The organism is Lacticaseibacillus sharpeae JCM 1186 = DSM 20505 (assembly GCF_001436225.1).
GTDB lineage: Bacteria > Bacillota > Bacilli > Lactobacillales > Lactobacillaceae > Lacticaseibacillus > Lacticaseibacillus sharpeae.
Genome location: NZ_AYYO01000038.1, coordinates 1 through 4,913 on the forward strand (window position 1 = coordinate 1; position 4,913 = coordinate 4,913).

The 4,913-nt window shown below is 48.5% G+C and carries 5 protein-coding genes and 2 pseudogenes; 3 read left to right on the forward strand and 4 right to left on the reverse strand.

Features of this window, described 5'->3' with window-relative positions; genetic code table 11:
* Together FC18_RS12320 and FC18_RS07820 are read left to right on the forward strand one after the other, a co-directional pair.
* On the forward strand, positions 1–207 hold a 207-nt coding region (locus FC18_RS12320), incomplete at its 5' end, for a DDE-type integrase/transposase/recombinase (RefSeq protein ID WP_156660896.1).
* A 39-nt stretch (positions 208–246) separates the two neighbouring features.
* Positions 247–1,752, forward strand: a pseudogene (locus tag FC18_RS07820) (IS3 family transposase); the annotation flags it as partial.
* 398 nt (positions 1,753–2,150) lie between these two features.
* On the opposite strand, the gene FC18_RS12395 reads toward FC18_RS07820, so the two are convergent.
* The 4 genes and pseudogenes from FC18_RS12395 to FC18_RS07840 form a co-directional block, all read right to left on the reverse strand.
* Positions 2,151–2,282 (reverse strand): hypothetical protein, encoded by a 132-nt coding sequence (locus FC18_RS12395; RefSeq protein ID WP_263849311.1) that lies wholly within the window; start codon positions 2,280–2,282, stop codon positions 2,151–2,153.
* Between the two features lie 15 nt (positions 2,283–2,297).
* Positions 2,298–3,590 (reverse strand): annotated as a pseudogene (locus tag FC18_RS07830) (Y-family DNA polymerase).
* A complete protein-coding gene (locus FC18_RS07835) occupies positions 3,587–3,967 on the reverse strand; it encodes a hypothetical protein (protein ID WP_054680672.1) in 381 nt (126 codons plus the stop codon). Before FC18_RS07835 ends, FC18_RS07830 begins: the two are co-directional and overlap by 4 nt.
* 14 nt (positions 3,968–3,981) lie before the next feature.
* On the reverse strand, positions 3,982–4,293 hold the full coding sequence (locus tag FC18_RS07840) for a hypothetical protein (protein ID WP_054680668.1): 312 nt from the start codon (positions 4,291–4,293) through the stop codon (positions 3,982–3,984).
* A gap of 175 nt (positions 4,294–4,468) precedes the next feature.
* Between FC18_RS07840 and FC18_RS12400 the strand changes: the two genes are divergently transcribed.
* Positions 4,469–4,804: a helix-turn-helix domain-containing protein gene (locus tag FC18_RS12400; protein ID WP_054680665.1), complete on the forward strand. Its 336-nt coding sequence runs from the start codon at positions 4,469–4,471 to the stop codon at positions 4,802–4,804.
* The last annotated feature ends 109 nt before the right edge of the window (positions 4,805–4,913 follow it).

The window sequence follows — 4,913 nt, forward strand, 5'->3', positions numbered from 1 at the left end:
AAATATCGCAATAATCTGATTGAGCAAGATCACCGTTTTATTAAGCGGCAACAGGTTCGTTCCGCAAGTTATCAGAGCACTCGGACAGCAGCTAGGACATTATACGGCATTGAAACCATGCATGCGATACACAAAGAAAGCCGAAAGAAGCTAGGCCTCTTAGGCTTTTCAGCGTATCAAGAAGTCGACCAATTGTTAGCGGCATAGGCTACAACCACTAAAAACAGTCACTTTGATCTACGCTTAATTTCAACTTTGCACCAGAACCACCAATATCATCATTCATGGAGTGCTGTAATCCGAGAATTAGGTTATCCGTCTTTGGGTGCCTTAAAACGGTGGGTCAAAGATTACGAACAAGACGCCAAGGCAACGCTTGACGATACTCCTCGAAAACGAAAATCCAAGTACTCTGGTGCTCAGCGTCAGGCCGCAGTGGATCACTTCTTTGAGCACGGGCAGTTTATTACTAAGACAGTCAAGGCACTTGGATATCCTTCGCGTCAACTACTTCGCGAATGGCTTCTCGAAGACCCACGTTGCGACGATACGTTGCGGAGCCGTACAGTTGTGACTAAGCCCGCCGCGACTGAAGAAGTCAAGGCCAAGGCTGTAGAGGCTCTTTATAAGCGAGAGGCTCCAGTCAGAGAAATCGCAGAGGACTTTGGGGTCAGCCGTGAAACGCTTTATGGTTGGAAACGAGAGGTGCTTGGAGAGACCTTTCCGGCAAAGCAGGCGCCCGGCTTATTAGAAGGAGGCGCCGAAGAAAAAGTTACCCCAGAAGTCTCAAGCCTTCAAGCTCGTATCAAAGAACTTGAGCTTCAAAATGATATCCTCATCCAGGTGAACGCCCTTCTAAAAAAAGATCTGGGCATCAACCATCTCAATCTAACCAACCGAGAAAAGGTTCAGGTGATTGATGCCCTGCGTGACAAACACTCACTCAATACGTTACTCAAAGCACTTCAACTGTCGAAGAGTAGCTACTTCTATCAACGTGGTGCCATCGCTAAAGGCGACAAGTATGAGGCCATCCGCCCACGTTTAAAAGTTATTTTTAAACAAAATTACGAGAGCTACGGATACCGCCGGATCAAGATGGAATTAGATGATGAAGGCATACATCTTTCGGAGAAAGTGATCCGTCGATTAATGGCTGAAGAGGGGCTGGAAGTCACCATTACGCGGTGTCGCAAATATAGCTCGTATGCAGGAGAAATCACGCCGGCAGTCCCTAATATCCTTGATCGAGACTTTCAAGCTGAGGCTCCCAACCAGAAGCTCGTTACGGATATTACGGAGTTTTCTATCCAAGCTGGGAAGGTATACTTGTCCCCGCTAATTGATTGCTTTGACGGCCAAATCACAAGTTGGACAATCGGCACCAGTCCTAACGCCGAACTGGTTAACACAATGCTTAGCGCTGCGGCAGAGACCCTTGCGCCTGACGAGAAGCCTGTTGTACATTCAGATCGAGGGGCTCATTACAGGTGGCCGGGGTGGATTGAGTTGATGGATGAATTTGGCTTCACACGTTCTATGTCGAAGAAAGCCAGCACCCCAGATAATGCTCAAGCAGAGAGCTTCTTTGGTCACCTAAAAACTGAATTCTTTTATAACAGAAGTTGGCTAGGAAAATCTATTGACGATTTCACCAAGGAACTCAACCAGTATATTGAGTGGTATAACACTAAACGAAGAAAAAAAGTTTTAGGAGGAAAGAGCCCGCAAGAATACCGTCAGAGCAAGGTTCCTGAGGTTGAAAGTCTAGAAAAACGTCCGCACGCCTATGCAGTGTACTTGCTAGTTGCCGCTTCGATTGTGATGCGCAAGCAGAAAAGGTAGTGGTAGCTCAAGCAAATAAAGGCAGCCCGGTAATTTTACCGAGTTGCCTTTGTTTATGAATAGATTGAATTACAGAGATATTCGCGTCACTAATTGTTGCCAAGCGAGTAGTGAGTATTAGCTGAGTGGCCTTGAGCGGTATCGTATGTAATGTCAGTTCCTGGGTGAATCAAGTGTCGGGTGTCCCGGTACTCAATAGATAGATTGCTGAAGGAATGCAGTAGCTGCATGATCTCCTCGTACTTTTGTGGATCTCGTTTAAAATGAACTAGCTCGTAGCTACGCTGCAGGCTGGTTCTTATTTTTTACGTATACAGGAAAATTGAGTAGATGTCTTCGAAATGGTTGTCTACCACCACCAACCAGTAACGGTACTTATACTTTCTAATGAAGTATCGGTGGTAGTTTTCCTCTAGTTGCCGTGCCACTGGATCCATACTGCAGCTTCCTTTCTAGCCGTGATGGCCGCCCACAAGACCAGAACGCTTGATAGCTGTGCCGCCGTCAGTCTTTGAGTAACCCCGAGTGAGGGCTTTATATCCAAATCTGTCCCTAATCGCGTCGATAGTACGGTCCAGCGCTCCGGGGACCTGGTTGTCATCTAACTGCTCAAACAGTGATGTTTGGATAGCCGCAGCCGTACTAATTTTCCCTGCACGCACGCCAACATTCCGTAGCGCATTGCCCTCCCACTTTTGTTCAACCAGGTACCTCACAGCGTCGATTAGATCTTGTGTGCGATTAGTCGGATCGATGCGAGTCTGCGCGCTAAAATGTGTGCGGTTCCGCTCGTCAGGCTCAGCAAACCCAAGAGAAATGCTGATGAGCTCGCACTGTACGTTGTGCTTTCGCAACTTGGTTGCTACCTGGTCAGCAATTTCACTGAGCACGGTCTCAATGTCCTCTAGTTTCGAGTAATCGCGCATGAGAACCTGTGAGTTGCCATACCCTTTGTTTTCCATACGCGGCACATAACGGTGAGTTAAATCTGAGTAGTCGATGCCCCAAGATTGGTAGTAGAGTTGCAAGCCCATGATCCCGAGCTTGGCCTTCAGCAGGTCTTTGTCGGTGTGGGCCAACTCGTACATATTAGTGATACCCAGGCTTTTCAGTCGAGCAGCGTAACCAGGGCCGATGCTCCAGCAGTCAGTGAGATTGTTTATTGTCCAAATGGTGTCAGGGACGTCTTCGTAAGATCAGGTTGCGCGCCACGGCTCCTGAACTTTGGCAGCATTGTCTAGAGCCAGCTTAGCCAGCAGCATGTTCGGACCAATCCCAACGGTCGTGACGATGCCAAACTTTTGAAAAACACGTTCCTGGATAGATGCGGCGATCTCTTCATTACTCCCGAAAAGGTTATGGGAGTGTGTGGCGTCGATGAAGCTCTCATCGATGCTGTAGGGATACCAGTGCTCGTCGTCCGTAAACTGGCGGTAGATACGGTTGATCCCGTAATTCTTGCGAATATAGTCGGCCATCCGTGGTTCGGCAAGTTCAATATCCATGTCGTCGCTAATTTCGTAGCGTCGCGTTCCGAGCTTCACCCCGTAATCGCGTTTTGTGTTGGGACTGGTGGCGAGAATCAGACCGCCGGCGGTCTCTTCGGTGCTGAGCACGGCAATCTTGGCGGCTAGTGGGTACTCTCCGCGTCGTATGGATTCGGTGGAGGCGTAGAAACTCTTGCAGTCGATGCACATAACGTCATGCACAGGGAGCTTTCTAGGGTCGTCCAGCGGCGTACTCACGCTGCCCACCACTTGTCGGCCTCAACCACGTCAACATGGCGCATATCTTCAATCGAAAATGCGTGGATGGCTCCGTCTTTTCCCTGCAGGTAACATTGTCCATCAGACAGGCCAACGCATGCACCTTCTACCGGCCGGGAATAGTTTCCACCATAGACGTCGCTAGACTGGATGGATACCACTAGTGCATTTTCCCAGGAGCGCTGCAGGCGCTCATTGATCACGGCAAAGGGTTGTTCAGCCAGTGGCTGTACCGGTGCTTCGGCAGCGGTCTCATTTTCCATATACTGCGAGTGATCGCTAAGGATCCACCCCTGCCACTTCTTCATGCAGCGATCGTCGTACAACCATAACTCGCGCGGGACGTTACTTTCCATAGTAATGCCTCCTACTACTCAAAAACAATAGTGCTAACGTCGTCCTCCAATGAATCCAGGACGTTCTTTGTCTCGATGAAGTCTACCCAGGATTCGTATGGGTGCAACCTCTTTTCGGCAACGCCGCTCTTAATCTTGGTGTAGACGTTATCTATGAAGGCTGCCACCATCAGGTCAACCTCGTGTTCTAAGCGAGCTTCACTAAATTGCTTTCCTTTCTGCCGCCGTGCGTTCTTTTCGTATTGGAAGTTGCTTGCACTCCGGCGGAAACTTTCGATGATTGAGCTGTGTTTGTTGATGAATTCTGTTAGTTGTTCTGGGGTCATAGATGTTCTTCTTTATTTGACTTTTAAATTCATTATACGAACACACGTTCCCTAAATCAAGGCTACAGACCACAGTAAATTAATACATTGCACTAGTCGTCGTATACGGATAATATGTAGTCAGGACAATAATTTGGAGGATATAGACTTGATTGAGTAAACCATCGGCGCACGTATGAGGCGTGCTCGCATTGCACGAGGAGAAACTATCCAACAAGTGGCTGCAGCCACTCACAGTTCACCTGCTAGCTTCAGTGCTTGGGAAAATGACCATTCACTGCCAAGTGATCGGAGTTTGCGCAAGATGTCGAATTATTACGGCGTGGATCTCAGAAGTTCGGAACCCTTGTTGGATGCGGCTGGCGAATCGACCGCCACAACCTCGATTAGAGTAGAATCACTGTTGACCCCACAAACGTATCTCACCTTCAACGGAACGCCGCTCACCGCGCAGCAGAAGGCGCTTCTGGCATCGTTTGCTGTCGGCCTGCTCTCTGCGCAGAATCAGTGATCAATCGAAGAGCTTACCAGAATCCAGATTAATCTTCCCGCGCAGCGTGGAAGATTACACAATTACACAATTACACAATTACACAATTACACAATTACACAATTACACA

Excerpts from the sequence above, each read along its gene's own strand:
- FC18_RS12395 (WP_263849311.1), bottom strand. The coding sequence starts at position 2,282 with ATGGATCCAGTGGCACGGCAACTAGAGGAAAACTACCACCGATACTTC.
- FC18_RS07835 (WP_054680672.1), bottom strand. The coding sequence starts at position 3,967 with ATGGAAAGTAACGTCCCGCGCGAGTTATGGTTGTACGACGATCGCTGC.
- FC18_RS07840 (WP_054680668.1), bottom strand. The coding sequence starts at position 4,293 with ATGACCCCAGAACAACTAACAGAATTCATCAACAAACACAGCTCAATC.
- FC18_RS12400 (WP_054680665.1), top strand. The coding sequence starts at position 4,469 with ATGAGGCGTGCTCGCATTGCACGAGGAGAAACTATCCAACAAGTGGCT.